17 protein-coding genes are annotated in these 21,907 nt (G+C 71.6%); 3 read left to right on the forward strand and 14 right to left on the reverse strand.

The window, feature by feature from the left end; translation table 11 throughout:
- Nucleotides 1-25: 25 nt before the first annotated feature.
- The 4 genes from PPSIR1_RS27680 to PPSIR1_RS43960 all read right to left on the reverse strand — a co-directional run bounded on the left by PPSIR1_RS27680 (nt 26) and on the right by PPSIR1_RS43960 (nt 5,767).
- Entirely contained in the window at nt 26-991 is a 966-nt protein-coding gene (locus PPSIR1_RS27680; RefSeq protein ID WP_157596046.1) for a hypothetical protein, read from the reverse strand.
- Nucleotides 992-1,010: 19 nt separating this feature from the next.
- Entirely contained in the window at nt 1,011-3,395 is a 2,385-nt protein-coding gene (locus tag PPSIR1_RS43955) for a DUF1592 domain-containing protein (protein WP_198154628.1), read from the reverse strand.
- 34 nt (nt 3,396-3,429) lie between these two features.
- On the reverse strand, nt 3,430-4,725 hold the full coding sequence (locus PPSIR1_RS27690; protein ID WP_045116865.1) for a DUF1552 domain-containing protein: 1,296 nt from the start codon (nt 4,723-4,725) through the stop codon (nt 3,430-3,432).
- A gap of 145 nt (nt 4,726-4,870) precedes the next feature.
- On the reverse strand, nt 4,871-5,767 hold the full coding sequence (locus PPSIR1_RS43960) for an expansin EXLX1 family cellulose-binding protein (protein WP_006974509.1): 897 nt from the start codon (nt 5,765-5,767) through the stop codon (nt 4,871-4,873).
- A 221-nt stretch (nt 5,768-5,988) separates the two neighbouring features.
- Here PPSIR1_RS43960 and PPSIR1_RS27700 point away from each other — a divergent pair, with 221 nt between their 5' ends.
- A complete protein-coding gene (locus tag PPSIR1_RS27700; protein WP_006974510.1) occupies nt 5,989-7,248 on the forward strand; it encodes a Vgb family protein in 1,260 nt (419 codons plus the stop codon).
- 78 nt (nt 7,249-7,326) lie between these two features.
- The gene (locus PPSIR1_RS27710) at nt 7,327-8,412 is read left to right on the forward strand and encodes a hypothetical protein (RefSeq protein WP_006974511.1); all 1,086 of its coding nucleotides are present in this window, start codon (nt 7,327-7,329) and stop codon (nt 8,410-8,412) included.
- 57 nt (nt 8,413-8,469) lie between these two features.
- On the opposite strand, the gene PPSIR1_RS27715 is transcribed toward PPSIR1_RS27710, so the two are convergent.
- Nucleotides 8,470-9,030, reverse strand: coding sequence for a hypothetical protein (locus PPSIR1_RS27715; protein WP_006974512.1), 561 nt, complete (start codon nt 9,028-9,030; stop codon nt 8,470-8,472).
- A 157-nt stretch (nt 9,031-9,187) separates the two neighbouring features.
- Between PPSIR1_RS27715 and PPSIR1_RS27720 the strand changes: the two genes are divergently transcribed.
- Nucleotides 9,188-10,342, forward strand: a complete 1,155-nt coding sequence (locus tag PPSIR1_RS27720) for a tetratricopeptide repeat protein (protein ID WP_006974513.1) — start codon at nt 9,188-9,190, stop codon at nt 10,340-10,342.
- A 108-nt stretch (nt 10,343-10,450) separates the two neighbouring features.
- Here the strand turns inward: PPSIR1_RS27720 and PPSIR1_RS46625 are convergent, their stop codons facing one another.
- From PPSIR1_RS46625 to PPSIR1_RS27760, 9 genes are all read right to left on the reverse strand, one after another.
- Nucleotides 10,451-11,098 carry a sigma-70 family RNA polymerase sigma factor gene (locus PPSIR1_RS46625; RefSeq protein WP_086001749.1) on the reverse strand — a complete coding sequence of 216 codons (648 nt, stop codon included), beginning with the start codon at nt 11,096-11,098 and terminating at the stop codon, nt 10,451-10,453.
- A gap of 99 nt (nt 11,099-11,197) precedes the next feature.
- On the reverse strand, nt 11,198-13,048 hold the full coding sequence (gene edd, locus PPSIR1_RS27730; RefSeq protein ID WP_006974515.1) for a phosphogluconate dehydratase: 1,851 nt from the start codon (nt 13,046-13,048) through the stop codon (nt 11,198-11,200).
- Nucleotides 13,049-13,060: 12 nt separating this feature from the next.
- Nucleotides 13,061-13,324 (reverse strand): 6-phosphogluconolactonase, encoded by a 264-nt coding sequence (locus tag PPSIR1_RS50860; RefSeq protein ID WP_006974516.1) that lies wholly within the window; start codon nt 13,322-13,324, stop codon nt 13,061-13,063.
- Entirely contained in the window at nt 13,237-13,776 is a 540-nt protein-coding gene (locus PPSIR1_RS46630; protein WP_006974517.1) for a 6-phosphogluconolactonase, read from the reverse strand. Before PPSIR1_RS46630 ends, PPSIR1_RS50860 begins: the two co-directional genes overlap by 88 nt.
- Nucleotides 13,773-17,636 (reverse strand): glucose-6-phosphate dehydrogenase, encoded by a 3,864-nt coding sequence (gene zwf, locus PPSIR1_RS43980; protein WP_232296558.1) that lies wholly within the window; start codon nt 17,634-17,636, stop codon nt 13,773-13,775. Before zwf ends, PPSIR1_RS46630 begins: the two co-directional genes overlap by 4 nt.
- 75 nt (nt 17,637-17,711) lie before the next feature.
- Nucleotides 17,712-18,686 (reverse strand): ROK family protein, encoded by a 975-nt coding sequence (locus PPSIR1_RS27745; protein ID WP_006974519.1) that lies wholly within the window; start codon nt 18,684-18,686, stop codon nt 17,712-17,714.
- Complete coding sequence (locus tag PPSIR1_RS27750) at nt 18,683-19,327, reverse strand: bifunctional 4-hydroxy-2-oxoglutarate aldolase/2-dehydro-3-deoxy-phosphogluconate aldolase (protein ID WP_006974520.1); 645 nt, start codon at nt 19,325-19,327, stop codon at nt 18,683-18,685. The genes PPSIR1_RS27745 and PPSIR1_RS27750 overlap by 4 nt, the downstream gene beginning before the upstream one ends.
- A gap of 38 nt (nt 19,328-19,365) precedes the next feature.
- Nucleotides 19,366-21,114 carry a hypothetical protein gene (locus PPSIR1_RS27755; protein WP_006974521.1) on the reverse strand — a complete coding sequence of 583 codons (1,749 nt, stop codon included), beginning with the start codon at nt 21,112-21,114 and terminating at the stop codon, nt 19,366-19,368.
- Nucleotides 21,111-21,905, reverse strand: coding sequence for an SHOCT domain-containing protein (locus tag PPSIR1_RS27760; RefSeq protein WP_157596048.1), 795 nt, complete (start codon nt 21,903-21,905; stop codon nt 21,111-21,113). The genes PPSIR1_RS27755 and PPSIR1_RS27760 overlap by 4 nt, the downstream gene beginning before the upstream one ends.
- Between the last annotated feature and the right edge of the window lie 2 nt (nt 21,906-21,907).

Here is a 21,907-nt window from a genome sequence, read left to right on the forward strand (position 1 = left end):
GCCCTCCCTGCCCCACGTCCACGACTCAGCAGCCCACGCGCTCGAGCGCGACGACCACGTCGTCGAACCACACCTCGTTGGCGAAGTTGCTGAAGCTGTGCCAGCCGAGCATGAACTCGGTGAACTTGCCGTCGAGGAAGTCGGTCCCGAGCACGCCGTTGTTCCACTGCGAGGGGTCGTCGACGAGGTGGATCGGCTCGCCGTCGCTCCACGCCTCGACGCGGTGCGGGCCCTCGTCCGCGACGAAGGCGACCTCGATGCAGTGCCACTCCCCGGCGGTGATCTCCGGGCCCATGCCCCACTGCTCCTGGGTCGGGGAGATGTCGTCGCTGGGCACCTCGTTGGTCCCGATCACCCCCTTGATCTCGCCAAAGCGGACCTCGTCGCTGGCCTGCCCCGGCGTGCCGCGGATGCCGATCAGGGTCTCGTGGTTGTTGCCCGGGTTTTGGCCGAGCTTGCCCGTGAGCCACACGTGGGCGCGGACGTAGATGGTCGTGGTCCCCGGCGGCAGCGGCCGGGTCAGCATGCCGGGGTTGGACCCGGCCTTGACGTGCAGGGACTGGGAGCCGCCGTGGGGCTTGGTGCCGTCGACGAGGGCGAAGGTGTCCGCGCCGGGCATGTTCGCGGCGTTGACCTGCCAGTTGACGAAGCTGTCCCAGCCCGCGGGCACGGTGTCCGGGGCCGCGGCCTCGAAGTCCTCCTCGAAGAGGATCAGCGCCGGGTCGAGGCCCGTCTCCGAGCTCTCGGAGCTCTCGCTCTCCGCGTCGCTCGAGCTCGAGCTGTCCGTGGTCGACTCTTCACCGGCCGTGGTCGAGCCCTCCGCCTCGTCGGAGCTCGAGCTGTCCTCGGTGTCCTCGCCCGCGTCGAGGCTCCCCGCCGTCGTGTCGAGGGTGGCGATGGCCGTGTCCTCGCCCTCGCTGGGCTCGGGCGCGGAGCAGGCGGCCAGGCTCGCCAGCGCGAGCGCGGCCAGGCCCGTTTCGTGGATGGTCATGCGCATCATCCCGCTCCCCTCAGTAGCTGACGCAGTAGCCAAAGGAGGTCGTCCCCTGGGCCGGCACCGTCGCGTTGGTGAAGTCGCCGGTGAAGGTCGTGTACTCGCCGTCGGGCGTCGCCGTCGAGGTCCAGTGGTTGTTCAAGGTGCCCTCGAGGATCAGGCTGACCTCCCAGTCGATGGGCGCGTCGGTGACGTTGTAGACGTGGATGGTGTTGCACTGGCCCTGGGCCCACTGCGAGTCGATGGTGACCTCGATCTCGATGCCCTCCGAGATGAGCCCGTCGCCGCCGGAGTCTTCGCTCTCGGTGTCGGCCTCGCCCTCGCCCCCGTCCGTCGAGCTGCCGCCCTCGTCCGTCGAGCTCTCGCCCTCGTCGCCGCCCCCGGTGTCGCCGCCGGGCACGTAGTCCCCGGCCTGGCGGCGCAGGAAGTGGGGCGAGCGGACCAGCTCCGAGACCAATCCGTCGAGGCGACCGCCGTTGGTCGCGAAGCTCTCGCGCATGGACTCGCCCACGCACTCGAGCTCGCCCTCGAGCTCGGCCCCGAGGGCGAACTCGGTCCACAGCTGCGCGTAGCAGTCGCGGACCTCGTCGCCGCCCGCGAGGATGCCCTGGAGCTCGGCGGCGCCCTCGAAGGTCCCGTCGATGCCCTGGCTGCGCACGATCTCACCGGTCGCGTCGACGGGGTGGATCCCGTCGACCTCGCGGAAGCGGCCGATCGCGTCGTAGTGCTCGAGGCCAAAGCCGATGCCGTCGATGAGCTCGTGGCAGCCGCTGCAGGCCATCTCCGAGGAGTGGGCCGCGTAGCGCTCGCGGGTGCTGAGGTCGGGGTCGACCGCCGGCGGCGAGGTGTCGAGGCCCGCCGGCGGCGGCGGGAGCTCGTGGCACATCAGGCGCCCGCGGACCATCAGCCCGCGGTGGATCGGCGACGAGGTCGTCGGCAGGGCGTGGGCGGCGTTGACCGAGCCCTGGGTCATCAGGCCGCCGTAGCTGACCCCGTCGAGGCCGACGCGGCCGTAGCCCTCGGCGTCGACCTCTCCCGGCGCCGGGACGCCGTAGAAGGCCGCGAGCTCCGAGGTCACGTGGGTGAAGTCGGCGGTCAGCAGGTCCGCGAGGCTGCCCCCCGAGTAGAACACCTCGGCGACGACGCGGTGGGTCTCGCCGAGCATCGCCTCGCGGATCTCCGGGGTGAACTCGGGGTAGAGATCGGGGTCGCGGGTCACCGTGGGCAGCAGGCCGATGCCCAGCCACTCGTCGACGAAGCGCGCGAGCACCCGCTCGCTGCCCGGGGCGCCGAGCAGGCGCTGGGCCTGGGCCTCGAGCACGGCCGGGTCGAGGATCTCCCCGCTCTCGGCCAGGGCCTCGAGCTCGGCGTCGGGCATGGTCCCGACGATGAGGTAGGAGAGCTCGGACGCGACCTCGTGGGCGGTCAGCGTGTAGGTCCCGTCGCCCGCGTCGACGCCGAGCTCCGTGCGGTAGAGGAAGTTCGGCGACTGCAGGGCCGCGGCGACCATCCACTTGAGGCCCTCGTCGAAGCCGTCCTCGGCCTCGACGACGGTGTAGAGCGCCAGGTAGCGCGCGACCTCCTCGTCGGTCACGGGCCGCCGGAAGGCCCGGACGGCGAAGGCGCGCATGAAGGACTCGGCGCAGGCCTCCCCGTCGATGGGGTCGCAGCCCAGGAAGTCGCCCTGGTTGGTGACGATGTGATCGGCGAGGGCCTCGGCCGCCACGCGGTACTGGTCGGCGAGCAGGCCCGAGACCGTCAGCGAGTCGGCGTTGTTGGTGAAGCCGTTGATGACGTTGTCCGAGGCGAAGCCCTCGGCCTGCGCGGCCAGGTCCCCGTCGACCGCGACCAGATCGCGCACGGTGTTGTCGTACTCGAGGTGCGAGAGCCGTCGGATCCCGCGGCCGCCGATGTCGGAGTTGGCGTCCTCGCAGCTCGCGACCTCGCCGCCTTCTTCGCCGTCGCTGCCGCTGTCTTGCTCGCAGTCGAAGGTGCCCTGGGCCCGGGCCACGAACTCCTCGAGGGCCGCGTAGTCCGGCGTCCCCGGGGTCAGCTGCGTGCCGCCGCCGTGGCCGTCGGGGTGCGCCCCGATCGGCTTGAGCAGGAGCACCGAGGTCCCGTCGACCTCCTCGTTGGCCACGCCGGCCATGACCTGCATGTTGTAGGCGGCGGCGCCCTCTTCCCCGGGCGGGCGCAGGACCATGGCCGAGTCCTTGGCCGCGCCCTCGCTGTTGTGGCAGCTAAAGCAGGTCATGGACGCGAAGGGCTTCCAGACCTGCTCCTCGAAGAACTCGGCGTCCGAGGGGCAGTCTTCGCCGCCGCCGTCTTGTCCCTGAGCACAGCCCGCGGCGACGCCCATGGCGAAGCCCGCGACCGTGAGAACCTTGAATACCGGATGCATGGGATGCGTGGTGGTCATCGGATGCTCCGCCTTCCTAAGCCATCAGCCCCGCGAGGGGTCCCGCGCCAAATGAAGCCTGACCGAAGGTGTCGTTGCTCAGGCCCATGGCCTGACACAGCGACACCATCAGCTTGTTGTGGGGTTCGCCGTCGAAGCTGAGGTACTGCCCCGTGGTGAAGCAGCCGCCCCCGCCCCCCGCGAGCACGAAGGGCACGTCGGTGCACACGTGCTGGCGGGAGTCGCCCATCTCCTTGGCCCACAGGACCACCGAGTTGTCGAGCATCGTGCCCTCGCCCTCGGGCTCGGGCAGGGCCGCGAGCTGCTCGAGGAGGTAGGCGAACTGCTCGGCGCTCCACCGCTCGCAGGCGGCGAAGTGGGCGACCCCGGCGGGGTTGCTGTCGTCGATGTGCGAGAGCGAGTGGTGGCCCTCGTTGACCCCGTCGACCCAGGAGAACACCGACTGGCTGACGGTGTGCGACAGCTGGATCGTCGCCACGTTGGTCAGGCCGCAAGACAGGCCGATCACGGCCAGATCGATCTGGGCCTTGGTGATGTCCGGGATCTGGGTGTCGGAGAACAGGTTGCCGATGACCGGGGCCAGCGGCGGCTCGCCGCAGCTGCCCGAGGCCTGCAGCCCCTGCTCGACGGTCGCCAGCGCCTCGAGGTGCGCGTCGAGCTTGTGCCGCTCCTCGCTGCCCAGCTCCTGGCGCAGGGAGTGGGTCTCCTCCGTGACCAGGTCGACCACCCGCTGACGGCGCTCGCGGAGCTTGGCCGCCTCCTCCTCGCCGCCGAGCAGATCGCCGAACATGCGGTCGTAGACGTTGAGCGGGCTGTCGTCCGGGGTCACGAACTGCCCGGGCGCGCTGTAGCACATCCGGGTCTGGTTCGAGCCGCCCCAGGCGCTGGTCTGGATGCCCAGCTCGAGGGACTTGAACTTGGTCGAGGTGTCGAGCTGCGAGGCGATGAACTGGTCGACGGACGCGCCCCCGCCGACCGAGCCCGCGTCGCCCTTGCAGGTCAGCATCGCCTCCATGCCGCCCTCATGGTTGTCGGCCTGGAAGAAGTTCAGCCCGTCCATGACGATCAAGTTGTCCTGGTGGGGCGCCAGGGGCTCGAGGATGCTCCCGGCCGGGAAGGAGAAGTCCGTCCCCCCGCCCGTCGGCCGCCAGTGCGAGTGCACGATGCCGTCGGGCGAGAAGAATATGACCAGGCGCTTGGCCACGCCATCGGCGGCGCGAGCCCGCCGGGTCCGGGCCAGGTTGACGAAGGGCGCGGCGACGAGCCCTGCTCCTGCGAGCTTCAAGAAGTGACGACGGCGTACGGTGTGCATGGTTCACGCTCGAGCCTCGCTGAGGGACGAGGCGCGGCTACGTCAGCCGAGCAAGGGAGCTCGGCCTGACATTGGGTGCTCACGGTTGGGGTTTGACGGACCTCAGCTCCAGCGCGAGCGGGCTGGGGTAGAGGCGGTGGTGGCGTCAATCACAAGCAGGAAACTGGGAGCCGCCGACGACGGGGTCGCCGAGCTGCAGGGGGATGTCGACGTCCGTGATCACGTGGCCGTGGATGTCGGTCACCCGGAAGGTGAAGGGGCCGGTGCCGAAGCCGTCGGGATCGACGAAGAAGTTGTAGCCTTCGCGCGGGACGGCCTTGAAGTTCCCGCCGCCGGTGTCGTACTCGAACTTGGCGATGGGGTTGCGGTGGTTGCGGACCAGGACCCCGGTCCACCACTGGCTGCTGCCTTCTTTAAAGCTGTAGGCGATCGTGCCGGGGTCGTCGCAGGAGATGAGTTCCCAGGTGATCGGGATGATGCCGTCGATGATCTCGCCGATCTGCTCGAAGGCGGGCGGGTTGAGGTCGATGTGGCCCTCGTAGCAGATCGGGTTGGTGGCGATCGGGCACTGATCGACGATCTGGATGTCGACGCTGCCCTTGGGCCCGGTGACCCGCGCGCAAGCGCCACACATCGCCGCGTCGGCGTACTGGGCCGTGTTCAACGCGCCGTAGAACTGGGGCAGCGTTCCCGTGGGGTAGCTGCAGTTGACCAGGTCGGTGGCCAGCTCGTACCAGGTGGCCTGGCCCTCGAAGACCTGCGCAGGTCCGCACGAGCCCTGTCCGCCGCTGGTCTCGGACGCCGTGTCCCCCGAGCTCGCCTCGCCGCTAGTCTCGCCGGAGCTCTCGCCAGACCCCGACTCGCCGCTCGACGCTTCGCCCTCGGAGCTCTCCCCCGCGGTCGTCGTGTCGGCCTCGTCCCCCGTGTCCGGAAAGCCGAGGGTCGCCCCGCCCGTCGAGCCCTCCTCGCTCGGCTCCTCGGCGCACCCAAACAGGGACACCAGGGTCAGCGAGAGCAGGGCGATGCTACGAGCAGGAGACATGAGAACGAGAGGCACACGCCTTGTGTATCAGTGCTGTGCACCCGGCTTCGACGAGTGGATGAAAGTTTCCCGATATTGAAAAAAATCGTCCATTCAGACACTCGGGGACCCACGTGGTCCACATGCGAGGGTTGTCCCCATCGTCCTGCCTGATCCCCATCTGTTGTGTCACCGCGCTCACGCTGAGTGCATGTGGAGACGACGGCTCGAGCAACCCCTTCGTGACCACCGAGGGCAGCGCGACCCTCACCACGACCGGCAACGATGACGAGGCCGGCGACACCCTCGGCACCGAGTCTGGAACGACGGGGCCCAAGCTCGACATGTCGGCGGAGGAGTCCGGGGCGGAGGGCAACCCCTGCGCCGAGACCACGGGCGGCGGCGGGCTGGCCGAGATCGCGTTCAGCAACATCTGGATCGCCAACTCCCCCGAGGGCACGGTGTCCCGCGTCGACACCGTGACCGGCGAGCACGTCGGCCGCTACGCCACGGGCCCGAACAACGCCAGCGATCCCTCCCGGACCACGGTCAACCTCCAGGGCGACGTCGCCGTGCTCAACCGCCAGGGCTCGGTGATCAAGATCGCCGCCGAAGAGGATCGCTGCGTCGACCTCAACGACGACGGCATCATCCAGACCTCGACCAACGACACGGCCCTGGGCTGGGGCGTCGACGAGTGCATCGTGTGGGAGGTGCCCCTGCACCCCGGCGCGCGCGCGGCCGCGTGGGACTCGGGCAGCGACCCCGAGTCGGAGGACTGCGAGGGCATCCCGAGCCTGTGGGTCTCGGCCCTCGACGCCCAGAACACCATCCACGTGTGGCGCCTGGCCGGGACCGACGGCGCCGAAGAGGGCCACGCGACCATGCCCAACTGGGCCGGCGCGCAAGAGTGGGGCGGCCTCTACGGCGGCGCCGTCGACAAGGGCCGCAACTTCTGGGCGATCGGCAAGGACGACCCCGCGCTGTTCCGCACCGACTTCGACACCATGGAGATCACCCGCTACGACGCGCCCCAGGGCGTCGGCCGGCTCTACGGCATCGCCATGGACAAGGACGGCAACCCCTACGCGACGGCGGAGTTCGACAACCGCCTGCTCCGCTTCAACGCCGACAGCGAGACCTGGGAAGACCTCGCCACGATCCAGGGCACGCTCCGGGGCCTCGCCGTCGACGGCCTCGGCGACGCCTGGGTCGCGACCAACGGCAACTGCGGCCTGGCCCACTACCACCTCGCCGACGGCACCGTCGACACCATCACGCTGCCCGAGTGCAACATCCCCGTCGGCGTGTCCATCGACGTCGACGGCTTCGTGTGGGTCGTCGACCAGTGGGCCGGCGCGCCGCCCTTTGGCCGGGCCCACAAGCTCGACCCCCTCGACTACACCGTGGAGTTCACGGTCATGGGCTTCGACACGCCCTACACCTACTCCGACATGACCGGGGCCGGGCTCGATCTGGTCTCCTACCCCCCCGTGGGCTGATACACGGCTCTCCTCGACCATCGAGCGACCCGCTTGACCGCCCCCGAGCGGCTCCGGATACTCGATTGGTCGAGTTGAATGCTCAGCCTCCTGCTCAGCACCTTGGTCCTGGGCCCCGCCCCCGAGCCCGCGCCCGCCGAGACCCAGCCCGAGACTCCCGGTGAGCCCGCCGAGCTCTCGGCCGTGGAGGACATTGCCTTCGCCCTCGTCGGCGAGTGGCCGGGGCTCGAGCCCGCCCAGCTCGAGCCGGTGCTGGCCTCGAACCTCGTCGACCTCGGCATCGAGATCGAGGTCACGACCCGGCCCGCCGGGAACGTGTTCGTGCAGCTCGACTGGGCCCGGACCCTCGGGGCGCAGCGCCGCGGCCGGGCGGTGTTCTGGCTGGTCCGCCGAGACCCCGAGACCGTGCAGCTGTTCGTGCTGCCTCCGGGGACCGACCTCGGCTACGTCCGCGACATCGCCTTCGCCGGCGGCCCCGACGAGCTCGCCGAGCTGCTCGCGGTCATCGTCCGCGGGGCCGCCGAGTCGCTCCAGGCCGGACCGCCCAGCGGGATGCGCGGAGTCGAACCACAGCCCGATCCCGATCCGCCGCCGGACCCGGACCCCGATCCCGACCCGCCGGTCCTCCCGCCCGTCGACCCCGGCCCCTGGGTTCACGTGTCGGTGAGCTACCTCGGCGCGAGCTTGTCCTCGAACGCGCCCTGGCAACACGGCGCGGCCGTGGACGTCGGCCTGCGCCTGCGCTCTCGCCTCGACGTGGGGCTGACCGCCGGGTGGGGCACGGGCCTCGCCCGCGACGCGCTCAGCCCCCTCCAGCTGCACCGCGTGCCCATCGGGCTGACCCTCGGCTACGCCTTCGATCCCGACCGACGGGTCTCCGGGCGGATCCTCGCCACGGGCGTGGTCGAGGCCGTGAGCTGGCAACCCACGGACGCGAGCGACCTGGAGCTCGCGGGCGGCACCGACCTACGCGTCGGCCTCGGGGTGCGCGGTGACCTCGTCATCAAGCTCCACGCAGGCCTCGGCCTGCTGCTCGGCGGCAGCGTCGTGGGCTGGCTACGCAACGTCCGCGTCGACGTCGACGAGTCGGGCGAGCTGCGAACCGTCCTCGGGCCTGCGCCCGTGGGTGGAGAGCTGCGCGCGGGCCTCGAGTACGCCTTCTGATCTGACACCACTGCAGGAATTGCCTGCACTCCTGGATGGGTGCAGAAGCTGCCCGCTTCACTCGCCGGGCATGCAAGCCATGCAGCAGCCGAACTGAATGGTCTGCCCTTCGAGCACGACGACGTTGCTCGCCGCGGCCGTACCCGTGAAGCTCCAGTCCGTCGGAGAGAGCTCCTCGAACTCGGTGTTCCAGCAGTTGTTCATCTCGCCGCCGAAGCGAAGATCGCGGGTCCAGACCAGGTTTTCCGTGGACTCATTGGTCAGGTAGACGTACCTGCACGCTCCGTCTTCCCAATCATTCATCGGGGCAAACTCGACGGTGATGCCTTCGGTCCCGCCCAGGTCGACGATCTCGCAAGGCTCGGGTACGGGACCGCCCGTATCTTCGCTGCCGTCGGTCTCCGTATCCATGGACTCGGAGGACTCGGTGCCCGTGTCGGTCTCCGTCGACTCGGTCTCCGTCGACTCGGTCTCCGTCGACTCGGTCTCCGTCGAGCCCGAGTCCGTCGAGCCCGTCTCGGTCTCCGTCGAGTCCGAGTCGCTCTCGTCTCCCCAGGCCTCGGTCGCCGCGTCCTGTGCGCCTTCGTCCCCCGCGTCGACCTGCCCAAGTTGATGCACTTGCACACAACCGACCCCCAACCCACACGCGACCGCTGCAAAAAGGAAGCGCACGTCAACCACGACTGGGGTAGTGTACCCCACTCGCGGAGGCGACTCCCACGCCTTCGTTTTTGTTCGTCCGTTTCGAGCCGCTGCCGACCACCTGCAATACGTGATGTCCAGTGACGCGAACAACGGCGCTGCCGACGGGGTTGAAGAGGCCATTCTCGCCGCGCTTCGCCAATACCCCGAGCTGGAGGCGTCGCCCGCCGAGGACGACGAGGCGCTAATCTCGGCGGTTGTCACCGCCCACCTCGAGGGCTCGAGCGCGACGGCCCCCGAGCCTGCGCGCGTCATCCCGATGCGCTGGATCGCCGCCACGGGGCTGCTCGCGGCGGCGGCCGCCGCCGTCTTGTGGCTGGTCCCGTCGAACTCCGACGACACCGCGCGTCAGGCGACGGCGACCAATCAGACCGACACCAACGCACCCACCCAGGCCATGTGGGTGCTCGAACCCCAAGGTGCGCCCGCGCAGGGGATCGTCGTGTCCGAGTCCGTGGAGACCTGCGCCAAGCGGAGCGACGCCCGCGCCTGCCTCGAGCCGGGATCGCGCGCGAGCTTCCAGGACGACGGCAACCTCGAGCTGCTCGCTGGGCGTGCCCGCGTCGAGGCCGAGGCTCCCATCGTCGTGATGCTCGCCGGCGTGCGCATCCAGGCGACCACCGCCGCGGCGGTGTTCGTCGCCAACTTGCGCATGGACACCGAGACCTGGACCGTGTCCGTGGAGAGCGGGACCGTCACGGTCTCCGACTCCAACGGCATGAAGCAGGTGCTCGAGGCTGGGGAGTCCGCCGGCAGCGAGAGCGCTGGCGTGCCCGCCCAGGTCGTCGACCCCGACGACGCGGCGCCCCCCGTCGACGCGGCCGCGCCCAGCTCCGATCCGAGCGTCGCCAAGGCCAAGCCCAAGTCGAGCAAGAGCGCCGACGAGCTCCTCGATCTGGCCCGCAGCCAACGGACGGCCAAGGACTTCGCGGCCGCGGCCGCGACCTACGAAGAGCTGGTCCGCAGCTACCCCAGCTCCGCCAAGGCCCGATCGGCCCACGTGTCCGTCGCCCAGCTCTACCTCGGGCCGCTCGACAACCCGAGCAAGGCGATTCGCCACTTCGATCGCTACCTCAAGCGCGGGGGTCCCCTCGCCGAGGAGGCCCACTACGGCAAGATCCGGGCGCTCCGCAAGCAAGGTCAGACGGCCAAGGCCAAGACCGAGGCCGCGGCCTTCCTCGACGACTACCCGCAGAGCGCCTACGCCGACGCCGTGCGCGGGAACTAAAACCGGGGCCGCCCCCCCAAGCGAGCTTCGAGGCTGTGGATGTGTCCACGGCCTCTTTCATTTTCTGCCATCTTCTGCGACCCCCGCGGACCACCAAGCGTGCGAGGGCTACTCCGTTCGGCGAACGCCGAGCTTGAGATCGCGACGCACCAGCCGACACAGCTCCTGGTGCCCCTTTTGGATCCTCGACTTGACGGTCGGCACGGGCGCGCTGGTGATCTCGGCGATCTCCGGGATGGTGTGGCCCATGGCGAAGCGCAGCAACACGGCGACGCGCTGCACCTCGGACAGCTGGCCGAGGTACTCCTCGAGGGGCCGCGGCAGACGATCGAGGAGCTCGGTCTGCAGCAGGGTGCGGCGCTCTCGTTGCTCGCCGTCTTGGGCCTGCGCCTGGGCCTGCCTGCGCTCGCGGACCCGCTTTTGCTTGTTCATCCAGCGCAGGGTCGAGCGCGTCGCAATGCGCTGCGCCCAGGCCTCGAGGGGCCCCCGGCCCGCGTAGTTCGAGGCCGAGCTCAACAGGTCCATCAGCGAGATCTGGACGGCATCGTTCGCGTCATCGCTACGTCGCAGCAACCCTCGCGAGACACGACGGACCGTGGGCAAAAGACGACGCGCGAAGGTCTCGCACGCGCGCTTGTCCCCCTCGGCGACTGCGCGCGCGAGGGCCAAGTCATCGGCGTATGCGCTCGTGCTCGTCCTCCCACTGGACCCGTCCAGCGCGCGGTCCATGGGAATGGCATTTCCGCCAGACCCCATCGACGCGATCGTATCGGAGGCCCATGGCCTTGTCCACGACGGTGATCCCCCCGTTGGCTGTCGAGTTGGTCGCGTCAGCGCGCCCAACACCTAGGCTCGTCACGCGGGTCCGTCGAGGTCGGCGAAGATCGAGGCACCGCGGTCCGCCGGACCGACGCCCGCGCGGAACCTGGCGAAGAGCTCGCGCCCGTAGCCCTGGGCGCTCGGTTCGGGGGCGACCTCGTCTCGCCCAGCCCGGACCTCGACCTCCGTATCCCACGCGAGCGTCCCGGCGTCGCCGTCGAGCTCGAGCCAGTCGCCGTCGCGAATCTTTGCGATCAGGCCGCCGTCGGCCGCTTCGGGGGTCAGGTGGATGGCCGCGGGGACGCTCCCCGACGCCCCCGACATGCGACCGTCCGTGACCAGCGCGACCGCAAAACCGCGCTGCTGCAGCGCCTTGAGCGGCGCTGTCAGCTTGTGCAGCTCGGGCATCCCGCGCGCCCGCGGGCCCTGGCCACGCACGACGGCGACGAGATCACGCTCGAGCTCCCCGGCGTTGAAGGCCGCGAGCAGGTCGAGCTGATCCTCGAACACCCGCGCCTGGGCCCGGACCTTGCGGTGCTCGGGCGCGACCGCAGAGATCTTGATCACCGCGCGGCCGAGGGGGCCGGTGATCACGCGCAGGCCCCCATCGGGCGAGAACGGCTCGGCGGCCGGACGCAGCACCGCCAGATCGCGGCTGCTCGCCTCGGCCTCGGGCGCGGGCCACTCGACCTCGCCCTGGGCGTCGAGCCGCGGCCTCCGGCGGTAGGCCTCGAGCCCCTCGGGCTGATCCGCGCCCCAGTCGAACACGGTCCCGATGTCCCCATGCAGCAGCCCCGCGTCGAGCAGCTGGCCGATCAAGAAGGCCGTCCCGCCCGCGGCCCGGAAGTGGTTCACGTCGGCCTGGCCGTTGGGGTACATGCGCGTCAGCAGCGGGACCACGGCCGAGAGCGTGTCCATGTCTTCCCAGGTCAGCGACAGCCCCGCGGCGGCGGCGATGGCCGGGACGTGCAGGGTGTGGTTGGTCGAGCCGCCGGTCGCGAGCAGGGCGACGACGGCGTTGACCACCGTGCGCTCCGAGAACATCTCGGCCATCGAGCGGCCCCGGAGCGCGCCCGCGGCCGTGCGCCGGGCGACCTCGCGGGTCAGGGCGTGGCGCAGGGCCGTGTCCGGCGGCTCGAAGCTGGCCCCCGGCAGGTGCAGGCCCATGACCTCCATGAGCAGCTGGTTGGTGTTCGCGGTCCCGTAGAAGGTGCAGGTGCCGGCGCTGTGGTAGGCCTCGAGCTCGCTGTCGAGGATCGCCGCCTCGTCGATCTCGCCGTTGGCGAAGCGGACCCGAGCCGCCGCCTTTTGGGCGTTGGACAGCCCCGAGGGCATGGGCCCGGCGGGCACGAAGGCGATGGGCAGGTGGGCGAAGCGCAGCGCGCCGATCAACAGCCCGGGGACGATCTTGTCGCACACACCCAAGCACAGCGCCGCGTCGAAGGTCCCGTGGCTCAGGGCCACGGCGGCCGCCATCGCGATCACGTCGCGGCTGAACAAGCTCAGCTCCATGCCCGGGTAGCCCTGGGTGATGCCGTCGCACATCGCCGGCACGCCGCCGGCGACCTGGCCCACGGCGCCGGCCTGACGCAGCGCCGCCTTGAGCCGCGCCGGGTAGTCCCCGTAGGGCTGGTGCGCCGAGAGCATGTCGTTGTAGGCGGTGACGATGCCGACGGCCGGAGACGAGAGCACCTGGAGGTGGTGCTTGTCGTCCTTGGGCGCGGCCGCGAGGGCGTGGGCCTGGTTCGGGGCCGCGTACTTTCGACGCGCGCGCGAGCCCTGCGGGCGGGCGCGGTCCATGGCCTCGAGGTAGCGGGCGCGGGTCGCCGCGCTTCGCTGGCGGATCGACTCGGTGACCTGGGCGACGACGGGGTGCAGCTGTGTCATGGGTACTTCGCTTCAGGGCGCCCAGTAGAGCGCCGGCGGCTCGGGGAGCCGGTGGAACAGAGCGTGGGCCGGCAGGGCGCGGGCCCCCTCATCGTCGGCGATCGCGGCGTCGATCAGGGCGCGCTTGGTGGCGCCCGTGACGTGCAGCACCCGCCACCGCGCCGAGGCGATGGCGGCGAGGTTCAGGCTCACGCGCCGACGCGGGTGCGCGGGCGCCAGACCGGGGACGACCCGCGGCGCGGCGTCGAGGTCGAGGGCCTCGGCGAGGCCGGGCATGCCCGGGAACAGCGAGGCGAAGTGGCCGTCGCCGCCCATGCCCAGGACCAAGACCGTGGCGGGCCGAGGGCCTCGAGCATCGCGCTCGCGGCCGCCGGCCCCGCCTCGTACGCCACCTCCGACACCAGCGGGTGCAGGCGCGCGCGCGCGACGGGGCCTCGCATGAGCCGCTCCCGCACCAGCCGGGTGTTGCTGTCAGGGTCGTCGTGGGCGACCCAGCGATCGTCGACGAGGCCCAGGTCGACGCGCTCCCAGGGGAGCGCGGCGGACTCGACCAGGGCGTCGAAGAGCGGTCCGGGCGTGCTGCCCCCGCTGACGAACAAGCTCGCCCGCGGGTGCTCGGCCAGGCGCTGGCTCAGCCGCGTCGTGATGGCCTGTGCCAGGGACCGGGCGAGGTCGCCCGGCGTCTCGGCCTCGAGGCGGTGAATCTTGGGAGTGGTCGAGCGGGTCATGGGTTCTCCTGAGTCAGCAGGTCGTTGTCCCAGCCCCCGCGGCTCTCGAACAGCCGATCCGCGCCGGTCGGCCCGGTGCTCCCGGGCACGTAGCGCAGCAAGCCCGAGCGGCCGCGCCGCTTCCAGTGCGCGGCGATGGGGTCGACCCACTCCCAGCCCAGCTCGACCTCGCGGCGGTCCACGAACAGGGTCGAGTCCCCGCGCAGGGCGTCCCGCAGCAAGCGCTCGTAGGAGTAGGGCCGGCGCCGGGCGTCGTGCTCGTGGAAGTCGAGGGACAGGTCCGCGCCCTGCAGGGTCATGCCGTGCCCGGCCTGCTTGGCCATGAGCTTGAGGCGGATGCCGTCGTCGGGCTGCAGCAGCAAGTCGAGCTGGTTGGCGCGCAGCGGCGCCTCGTTGGGGAAGATGGACTGGGGCACCTCGCGGAACTTGAGCGAGATCCGCGAGCGCCGACGGCTCAGGCACTTGCCCGTGCGCAGGTAAAAGGGCACGCCGGCCCAGCGCCAGTTGGCGACCTCGGCCCGGATCGCCACGTAGGTCTCGGTCTCGCTCTCGGGCGCCCCACCGTAGCCCTCGTACTGGGCGCGGACCGTGCAGCGATCCACGTCGGCGCCCCGGATCGGCCGCAGCGCGCTCATGACCTTGAGCTTCTCGTCGCGCACGGCCTGCGCCGTCAGCGAGAAGGGCACCTCCATGGCGACCAGGCACACGAGCTGCAACAGGTGGGCCTGGACCATGTCGCGCAGCGCCCCGGTGCGGTCGTAGAAGTCCATGCGCCCCTCGACGCCCATGTCCTCGGCGACGGTGATCTGCACCTCCTCGACCACCGTGTTGCGCCACAGCGGCTCGAACATCACGTTGGCGAAGCGCAGGGCCAGGAGGTTCTGGACGGTCTCCTTGCCCAGGTAGTGATCGATGCGGAACACCTGGCGCTCGTCGAAGTGGCGGGCGACCGAGTCGTTGATCGCCGCCGCGCTCGCGGCGTCGTGGCCGATGGGCTTCTCGATGACCAGGCGCGTGTCCTCGGTGATCAGCCCGGCCTCGGCGAGCTGATCGCACAGCGAGCCGTAGTGCGCGCTGCTCGTCGCCAGGTAGATCAAGCGCGGCTTGGTGCTCCCGCGCAGGCGCTCGGCGACCCGCGCCCACGCCCCCTCCGCGCCCAGGTCGTCGTAGTTCCACGCGCCCACGAAGGCGGCGGTCGTCAGCGGGTCGCGCTCGTTGGGCGCCAGGGTCTCGGTGATCGAGCGGGCGACGTGCTCGTTGAACTCGGCCCGGGTCATCGGACCCAGGGCGAGGCCGTGCAGACCCGAGCCCCGCGCCAGGTCGCCCGCGCGCAGCAGCTGGTAGAGGGCGCGGAACAGCTTGCGGTAGGCCAGGTCGCCCGTGGCTCCGAGCAGCAACACCTCGGCGTCGACGGCCTCGGAGCCCGCCGACGCGGACCCAGCCTCGCCGCGCCCGCGCTCGGGTCGGTCGGGCCAGTGCTCCCGCGCCGCGAGGTTGAGCGCGCCGATTTCCAGGCGCGCGTCCGCGGGGATCGGCGCCCCGCCGGGCAGCGCCACCTGCACCCGCGTCGACTCCCCGGGCAGCACGCCGAGGTAGTTGTCCGAGTAGTGCGCGGGCGTGATGTCTCGGCCCTCGGCGTCGCACAGCCGCAGCTGCACGTGGAGCGCGACCGCGTCGCCGGTGTTCTCGAGCTGGACCTGCCAGCGCTCGCCCTCGACCTCGACCTGGACGTCGAGCTCGGCGGGCGGCAAGGCCTCGGGGCGCAGCGCGGCGCCCTCACCCAGAGCATAGAAGTTGTGGCTGAGCTGCTCGCCCGCTGGCGTGCTGAGCTGCAGATCCACGAACGCCAGCGCCTCCGAGCTCTCCGGCAACACGGTGACCTGCGCCAGCCCGCCGCCGGGAACGTCGACGCGGTCGCGCCGGGCGTGGATGAGCTTGCTGCTGCGATCGAACACCCGGACCGAGACCCGCGCCCCGTAGAGGGCGTCTCGGTGCGCGTTGCTGACCCACACGCCGCGCTCGTCGGGGGCGTAGAACACGTGGACGGGCTCGCAGGCCTTCTTGGCCCCGAAGTAGGCCCCGCCAGGGCGCAGCGCGTGGTCGACGAGGTGGGCGTCGATCGACGGCCAGGCCGCCCCGAGGCAGCGGTGGAGCACGCCCGTCGCCGGCTTGCCCGCGCGCCCGCGGTTGCGCGTGAAGGCCTCGAAGAGCGCGCGCTGGCCCTCGTAGCCGTGGATCTGCGCGGCCTGGGCGAAGGCCTCGACGGTGTCCGACGGGCCCAGGCGCGCCTCGATCGCGGCCCGCAGCGCGTCGACCTCCCCGCTCCCCCCGGCTCCCGCGAGCCGGCGCCAAGGCGCCGCGATCGGCCACAGCTGATCGCCGGGCACCGCCGCCCGCAGGCTCTCCACGGGCGGAACCACCGGGCCCGCGCTGGCTCGCGTGACGAAGCCTTCCGCGGCCTCGAACCAGCCCTCGGGCGCCGCATCGGCCCCGAGCTCCACCGCGCCGCGCAGGCCGGAGGCTCCGGTCACCTCGGCGGACAGGCCCGACGCGCTCGAGTGCGCCGCGTTGGGCCAGGCCTCCTCCTCGAGCACCGCGAGGTAGGCTCGCTCGAGCTCCGCCGGCGGCGGCTCGTCGCTCCCGGTCCACCACGCGACCATGCACGGGTGGCGACGGGTCCGGCGAACCTGGTCGCGCAGCGCCGCGCGGGCGCCCGCGCGCTCGGCCTCGCTCCACTCCGCCCAGGGCTTGCGCCGATCGCCGCTGCTGCAGCTGGCGATGACCATCACGCCTTCGCGATCGCAGCGCGCGAGCAGGTCGGCCCGCGGCGGCAGGCCCTCGAAGCGCAAGGTGTCCAGGTTGAGATCGAGCAGGTAGTCGAGCAGCGCCCGCTCACGGTCGAGGTCGCGGCGCAGCTGGGGGTCGGGGGTCCACACCGCCCCGCGCACGAGCACGCGCTCGCCGTTGACCTCGAGGGCCGCGTGGCCCTCTGGGGTGCGCACGCCCTCGACGGTGCGGATGCCAAACTCGAAGCGCTCGGCGTCGGAGGTCGAGCCCTCGACCTCGACCTCGAGGGCCATGGTGTGCAAGGTGGGCGCGCCGAGGGGCCGGGGCCACCACAGCTCGGGCTGCTGGACGTGCAGGCAAGGCGCGTCCGCGGCGGTCAGCACCACCCTGCCCTCCCCGCCCGCCGCGAGCGCGACGGTCTTGGAGAAGCGGTGGCCTCGGAACTCGCCGTGGACCAGGGCCTCGACCGCGCGATCGGAATGGTTGGCGAGCTCCGCGAGCACCCGCAGCTTCGCGCTGCCCCCGGGCTCGAGGCTGGTCAGCACGGCCGGAGCGCGCAGCGTCACCGGGCCGCCGCGCATCAGGGCGACGTCGGCCCAGATACCCACGTTGCCGTCGAGGGGGCGCGGGCTGCCGATCTCCCAGTCGTGGGCCAGATCCGTCGCCCCGGGGGCGAAGAGCTCGACGGCCAGGGCGTTGCGCCCGTCGGGGGCGAGGCGATCGCCGATGTTCAGCTCGAAGCAGCGGTGGGTCCCGACCACCTCCGCGGGCTCGGCGAGGACCTCCCCGTTGAGCCACACCCGCGCGCGGTAGTTGAGGCCCTCGAACACGAGGCTGACGTGCTCGCCCGCTGCCGGGGCGCAGTGGAATTCCCGGCGAAACCACCACGGCCCCGCGAACGCGGCCTCGGGCTCCCGACCGCGCGCGTCGGCTTCGGGCCCGATGCGCTCAGCGACGCGGCTCCACTCACCGGCGTCGATCAGGGCGCCCAGCGCCGTGTTCGGCAGCTCGACCCGGACCCAGCCCGTGGCGTCGAAGGCCGGGCTCGACAGCAGCTCCCCCGGAGCGTCCACCTGGGCAGCACGCTGGACTCGCCAGCCCATGTTGATTTGACTGCGACCTCGTCGATGCATGATGGAATTCGGCTTTCACTGCCTGCGTCGCAGGCTGTCTGTGGTGTGCCCGAGCACCGAGTGTCCCGGCCGCGGTAGGCCCCAGGCCGCCTCGGCCGTGGGCCACAGCCAGGCCGCCCCGCGCACCCCGGAGGCGTCGCCGTGGGTCGAGGGCACGATGCGCGCGGCGGGGCGCGTCGGCCCCAGCCAGGCGGGCAAGCGCTGGGGCAGCTCGTCGTAGATTTCGTGGACCTTCGACACGCCCCCGCCGAGCACGATGACGTCCGGATCGAGCAGGCTGATCAGCACGGCCAGGCTGCGCGCGAGTCGGTCGTAGAAGCGACCCAGGGTCGCCCGCGCCCCGCGATCGCCCGCCCGCGCGGCGGCGACGATCTCGTGGGCGTCGAGGCTGCGCTCGGTCGCGCGGAGGTGGTCGGCGGAGATGCCCGGGCCGGCCAGGAAGGTCTCGATGCAGGACGCGCGCCCGCAGTGGCACGCCCGGATCCCGCGCTCGTCGGCCCGCTGCCACGGCAAGGGCGTGTGCCCCCACTCGCCCGCTAGGCCCCGCGCGCCGGCCAGCACTCGGCCGTCGGCGACCAGGCCCGCGCCCACGCCCGTGCCCAGGATGACGCCGACGACGAGCTCCGCCCCCGCGGCCGCGCCGTCGACCGCCTCGCTCAGCGCGAAGCAGTTGGCGTCGTTGGTCACCCGCACCTCCCGGCGCAGGCGCGCGCCGACGTCCGCGACGAAGGGTCGGCCCTCGAGGGCCGTGTTCCCGGCCAGGGTCATGCGTCCGGTCTTGCGACAGCTCGCCCCGGGCGTCCCGATGCCCACGCTCGCCGGGCGGCCGAGCTCGCCCTCGAGCGCCCCGATGAGCTCGGCGATGCGCTCGAGGATCGCGCCGTAGCTCCCGGGCGTGGCGAGCCGGCGCGAGGCGAGCTCCGTGCCCGCGTCGTCGAGGGCGACGGCGGCGATCTTGGTCCCGCCGAGGTCGACCCCGATGCGCATCACAGCACCTCCCGGGCGCGCTCCGCCAGGATCCGCGCCCGGCGGGTGACCTCGCCCCAGCGCGCCTCGGCGATCAGCTCGCCCTTGCACGGCCAGCTCGCCCCAGCGGCGAACACCTTGGGGCAGCCCAGGTAGTCCGCGAGGGTGTCCGGGCCGACCCCGCCCGTGGGGCACAGGCCCAGGGATCCGGTCACGGCCCCGAGGGCGCGGAGAAAGGCCGGGCCGCCGAGCACCGACGCCGGAAACACCTTGACCGCCGAAAAGCCCCAGTCCCGGGCCGCGAGGGCCTCCGAGGGCGTCGCCACCCCGGGCAGGGCGGGCACCGGGCAGGCGCGCAGGGCCTCGGCCAGCGCGGGCGTGAGCCCGGGGCTGACCAAAAAGTGCGCCCCCGCGGCGACCACCGCCGCGACCTCGCTCGCCCGCGTCACCGTGCCCACGCCGAGGACCACCTCGGGCACCTGCGCCGCGACCCGCTCGATGCAGGCCAGGGCGTTGTCCGTGCGCAGGGTCAGCTCCACGCAGCGCAGGCCGCCAGCGTGGAGCGCCCGGCTGACCGCGACGGCCCGCTCGGGGTCATCCACGGCGACCACGGGGAGCACGGGCGCGTCACCGAGGAGTTCATTCCAGTCGCGCATGGCGTCCATGTCTGATGTCCGATCTCGAGCTGGTGTCCGCCCGCGGCTCACCACCAGATGTTCGCGCCGATGGTGATGACGTCGTAGTCGGGCAGGTTCAGCGGGCCGCCGCGGTTGTCGTCCAGCGAGGGCGCGCCCCAGCCGTCCGGGGGCACCGGGGTCACCGCCTGCTGCGTGCAGAAGTAGAAGTCGCTCGGGTCCGTGCACTCGCGCTGGGCGTAGAAGTAGCGGGTGTACTGGATGAAGAACTGCTCGCGGGTCAGCCACGAGCTGCGGAACACCAGGCGCGGCGAGAGCACGGAGAAGCTCTGCTCGGGCAGGTCGCTGTGGGGCTGGACCCGGTCGAGGCGCAGCGCCGCGCCCAGCCAGGGCAGCGCGCTGTAGAACAGATCCGCGCCGAACTTGAGCTTGTAGGTCCCGTCGACGTCGGGGTCCGGCGAGTCGATCAGGTTGAACATGCCGTAGGCCGTCAGCCGCACGTCCCAGCCCGCGCCCCAGAACTTGTCGCCTTTGAGGATCTTCTTGAAGCTCTGCTCGGTCTGGAAGCCGACGCTGTGCACGGCCCCGTCGCCGTTGGACTGCTGCTGCGGGCCCTCGAGGTAGTTGTCGACGATGCCGAGGGTGAAGTTGCCGCCGCCCTGGGCGTGGATGACCTCGATGGTCGAGCCGATGGTCCGGCCGTTGGTCATGTCGACGTTGGAGTAGCCGAGGTACCAAAAGCCCGCCCGCTTGGCGTTGATGCGCAGCTCGGGCCCGAACACCTGCATGCGGCCGCGGCGGTCGCCGAGCTCGAGGTTGGTGTCGAGATCGCCGCGGCGGTTCTCCTCCATGGCGTAGGCCGCCAGGTAGTGGAAGTTGAGCTCGACGGTCTCGTTCCAGTCGACCCCGGCGTGGGCGTGGTTGAGCACGGAGAAGCGCGAGGTGTTGTGGATGCTCGGGTCCGGGCGGTTGACCCCGAAGCCGTGCTCGAGGTTGATCGTCCACTTGTCGATCGGGATGTCCAGGGTCATGGTCTCGCCCATGGCCCGGGTGCGGCCGAAGATGTAGGTCTCGTACTCGCCCAGGTCGTAGCGGCCCGACATGCCGTAGCGGTTGTCGAAGGCGCCGACCCGCGCCCGGAAGCGGACCGGGACCCGGCGAAAGCGCGGCGCGATGGACACGTAGGCCTGGCCGATGCCCAGCTGCGCGTCGGCCTGGTTCCAGTTCACGTCGGTGAAGTTGAAGGCCTCGATCACCGCCGTGCCGCGCACGATGTCGTTGCCGTAGGAGAAGTAGAGCTCCGACCAGCTGCGCCGCATGTGCGAGGTGTGCTGCCAGCTCAGGAACTGGTCGTCCGGCACCAGCGGCGCGTGCAGGGTGGTCTGGTTCGTGTCCGGGTGCTTGTTGATGCCCAGGCGCATGGGCGCGTTGAGGTAGCCGTTGAAGTCGAAGCCCCAGCCCTTGCCGCCGACCTGACCGCCGCCGCGGGTGCTGACGGTGTTGATCTTGGTGCTGTTGCGCAGCGGGCCCGGGCCGACGTCCTCGCCCGCGGCGGGGTGGCCCTCGTCGGGGCGCTCGCTCTCTTGCTCGAGGCGGACCACGGGCAGCGCGTCCGTCTCGCTCGGGGCTTCGGCTTGGGATGCGGCGCCGGCTTCGGCTGCCGCCGCATCCTCGGCCGGCGCGTCGCTGCCCTCGTCGCCCGCCATCGCGGGCGCGTCGGTGCTCGTGGTCTCTCCTTCGGGAGCGGCGGCCTCGGGAGCGGACGCCTCCGGTCCCGAGAAGGCGAACGAGAGGGCGAGTAGAACAGTCGTGGTCATTCTGAGGTCTCGGAGGGGCTCGGGGAGGGGTCGACGAGTCGGGCGCGTCGGCGCTCGTACTCCTCGCGGTCGATGACGCCGTCGCGCAGCAGCTCGTCGAGGAGCTCCAGCTTGGAGGCGTTCGGCTGGGAGAGGGTCTCGGGCTCGGGCTCGGGCTCGGGCGCCTGCGGGGGCGCGCTCGAGCTCGGGGCGATCAGCGGCCAGGCCACCCACAGCCGGCGCGCCCCGTCCTCCCCGCGACCCTCGAGCTCACCGGTCTCGGTCAGCAGGCGCACCCACGACTGGGCGCGCAGGGTCGGATCCGGGGAGTCGAGCTCGTCGGGGGCGACCCGGTCGTCGACCAGATCGAAGGCCAGGTGGAAGCGGCCCTCGAGGTCGACGAAGGCCACGCCTCGGGTCAAGCGCTTGGTCGGGGTCATCCACGGCGTGTGGGCGTCGTCGGTGATGCTGAGCACGAAGCGCACGCGCTCATCGGGCGCGGCCGCCGACAGGCCCTCGGCCAGGGCCGCGGCGAGGCGCTGGCGATCCTCGACCTCCATCAATGGATGGACCTTCTTGCCCTTGGGGCGGGCGTAGGCCAGCTCCCCGAGCAGGCCGTCGAGGCGCCCCGCCAGGGCCTCCGCGCCCTCTTCCCCGCCCGCGACCGGGTGGGCGTAGGGTCCCCACGCGCCCGACTCCGAGGTCGACGCTTCGATCTGCACGAGCAAGGCGTGGCCGGCGATGCGGTCGTCGACCACCGTCTGCACCCCTGGGGTGGTGCCGCACCCGGCCAGCATTAGACCGAGTGCCAAGA

This window comes from Plesiocystis pacifica SIR-1, assembly GCF_000170895.1.
GTDB classification, from domain to species: Bacteria; Myxococcota_A; Polyangia; order Nannocystales; family Nannocystaceae; genus Plesiocystis; species Plesiocystis pacifica.